A 2,655-nucleotide genomic window follows, 5' to 3' on the forward strand; every position below is an offset into this window, starting at 1 on the left:
TGGTAAAGTTTTAATCATGCCAGCTAAAGAAGGTACAGGAGTTATCGCTGGTGGACCAGCAAGAGCTGTATTAGAATTAGCAGGGTTAAAGGACGTTAGAGCTAAGTCTTTAGGTTCAAACAACCCAAGAAACATGGTAAATGCTACAATAAATGGTTTAGCAAGCTTAAGAACAGCTGAGGATATAGCTAAGTTAAGAGGCAAAACTGTTGAAGAGATATTAGGTTAGGAGGTATTACGCAATGGCAAAGATAAAGGTTACTTTAGTTAAAAGCTTAATAGGCAGAAAGAAAGACCATATCGCTACTGCAAACGCTCTTGGTCTAAAAAAGATCGGAAAGACAGTAGAGCATGAGCTTACTCCTCAAATAAAAGGTATGATCGACAAAGTAAACTACTTATTAAAAGTAGAAGAAGTATAATATAACGAGGAGGTGTTTTTAGAATGAAACTTCATGAGTTAAGACCTGCAGCAGGTAGTAAAAAAGCTCCTAAAAGAGTTGGTAGAGGTACTGGTTCAGGATTAGGAAGAAATGCTGGTAAAGGTGAAAAAGGACAAAACGCTAGATCTGGTGGTGGAGTTAGACCTGGATTCGAAGGTGGTCAAATGCCATTATACAGAAGACTTCCTAAGAGAGGATTCACAAATATCTTCGCTAAGAAGTATGTTTCAATAAATGTTGATAGATTAAACATTTTTGAAAATGGAACAGTTGTTACTCCAGAATTATTACTTGAAACAAGAGTTATAAGTAAAGTATTAGATGGTGTTAAAATATTAGGAAACGGAACTATAGATAAAAGCCTAACGGTTCAAGGATGCAAATTCTCAAAATCAGCGGCTGAAAAAATAGAAGCAGCTGGAGGAAAAGTTGAGGTGATTTAATATGCTATCAACCCTACGTAATGCCTGGAAGGTTCCGGAATTAAGAAAAAGGTTCTTATGGACAATTTTTCTAGTTGCAATTTTCAGGATTGGGATACATATTCCAGTTCCTGGGATTGACACTAGTGCTTTAAGCACATTAACTGAATCCGGTGGATTATTAAGTTTTTATAACTTAATATCAGGTGGAGCTTTCACGAAAGCTAGTATATTAGCTTTAAGTGTATCGCCTTACATCAACGCTTCAATCATAATGCAATTATTAACAATTGCAATACCTTCATTAGAACAATTATCTAAGGAAGGTGAGGAAGGAAGAAAGAAAATCCAAAGCATTACTAGATATGTATCTATAGGGATTGCTTGCGTATTAGCTTTAGGTGTTTATTCAACTATCGCTAATTTAGGTGCAACTAGTGGAGTAGGGACACTTGAAAAAATAGTAGTAATATTCTCACTAGTAGTTGGATCAACTTTCTGTATGTGGCTTGGTGACCAAATCACACAAAAAGGATTTGGAAATGGTGTTTCAATCTTAATATTTGTAAATATAGTATCTCAGATACCTTCAACTGTTAATTCGGTTTATACCTTAAAGACAGCAGGAGAGATATCTATAATTGAAATATTATTATTCTTAGTTGGAGTGATTGCGCTTTTAGCAGTTACAATATTCTTCTCATTAGCAGAAAGAAGAGTACCAATACAATATGCTGGTAAAGCTGTTGGTTCAAAAGTAATGAAAGGCCAATCAACACATATACCACTAAGTATAATAGGATCTGCAGTTATTGCTATAATATTTGCAATGTCAGTAATGATGTTCCCAACAACAATTGCTGCTTTCTTCCCTTCAAAGGGATGGGCTAGCTGGATTACTAGTAGTAAGTACAGTATTTTCAATACAGGTACTTGGATGTATCCGGTTTGTTATGCGGTATTAACTGTGTTCTTTACATGGTTCTATACTCAAATAACATTTAAACCAGATGAAATGGCTGAAAATCTTCACAAGTCAGCAGGATTTGTTCCTGGTATCAGACCTGGAGAAGCTACAGAAAAGTATTTTGAAAAGCTACTTACTAAAGTATCTATAATTGGAGGGTTATTTGCAGCATTTTTAGCAGTAACACCAATATTAGTTGGAAAATATATATCAGGAGTTCAGTTCGGTGGAACATCTTTATTAATACTAATTGGGGTTGCACTAGATTTCTCTAGACAATTAGACTCACAATTAGTGATGAGACACTATGATGGATTCTTAAAATAGATTAATAATGGAGATGATGCCGGTGAAAATCGTATTATTAGGGCCTCCAGGGGCTGGAAAAGGAACACAGGCAAAATCAATTAGTAATAGATACTCTATACCACATATTTCTACTGGGGATATCTTTAGAAAAAATATTTCTGAAGCAACCCCTTTAGGAATTGAAGCTAAAGGATATATGGATAAGGGACTTTTAGTTCCTGATGAAGTAACTATCAATATGGTTAAAGACAGATTAACTTGGGAAGACTGTAAAAACGGTTATCTTTTAGATGGGTTTCCAAGAACTGTTGCACAAGCAGAAGCACTTGAAGCATTCTTAAATTCAAGAGATGAAAAAATAGATACAGCATTATTAATAGATGTACCTATGGAATTCATACTTGAAAGAATGACTGGAAGAAGAATTTGTGGATCATGTGGAGCTAGTTACCACGTAAAATTCAACCCAACTAAGGGTGAAGGAATATGTGATGTATGCGGAAGCGAAGTAGTT

4 protein-coding genes and 1 pseudogene are annotated in these 2,655 nt (G+C 35.2%); all 5 read left to right on the plus strand.

Annotated features, from left to right (window positions below; genetic code table 11):
- A pseudogene (gene rpsE, locus Q5O44_RS01025) lies at positions 1-229 on the plus strand (30S ribosomal protein S5); the annotation flags it as partial.
- A gap of 13 nt (positions 230-242) precedes the next feature.
- Positions 243-422, plus strand: a complete 180-nt coding sequence (rpmD, locus tag Q5O44_RS01030) for a 50S ribosomal protein L30 (protein WP_022166527.1) — start codon at positions 243-245, stop codon at positions 420-422.
- 23 nt (positions 423-445) lie between these two features.
- Complete coding sequence (gene rplO, locus Q5O44_RS01035) at positions 446-886, plus strand: 50S ribosomal protein L15 (protein ID WP_022166528.1); 441 nt, start codon at positions 446-448, stop codon at positions 884-886.
- 1 nt (position 887) lies between these two features.
- A complete protein-coding gene (secY, locus tag Q5O44_RS01040) occupies positions 888-2,159 on the plus strand; it encodes a preprotein translocase subunit SecY (protein WP_022166529.1) in 1,272 nt (423 codons plus the stop codon).
- A 22-nt stretch (positions 2,160-2,181) separates the two neighbouring features.
- Positions 2,182-2,655 (plus strand): adenylate kinase (locus Q5O44_RS01045; RefSeq protein ID WP_302637074.1); only part of this gene is annotated, 474 nt, incomplete at its 3' end.

It is taken from the genome of Clostridium sp. CAG:221 (assembly GCA_000435835.1).
Lineage (GTDB): Bacteria > Bacillota > Clostridia > Clostridiales > Clostridiaceae > Clostridium.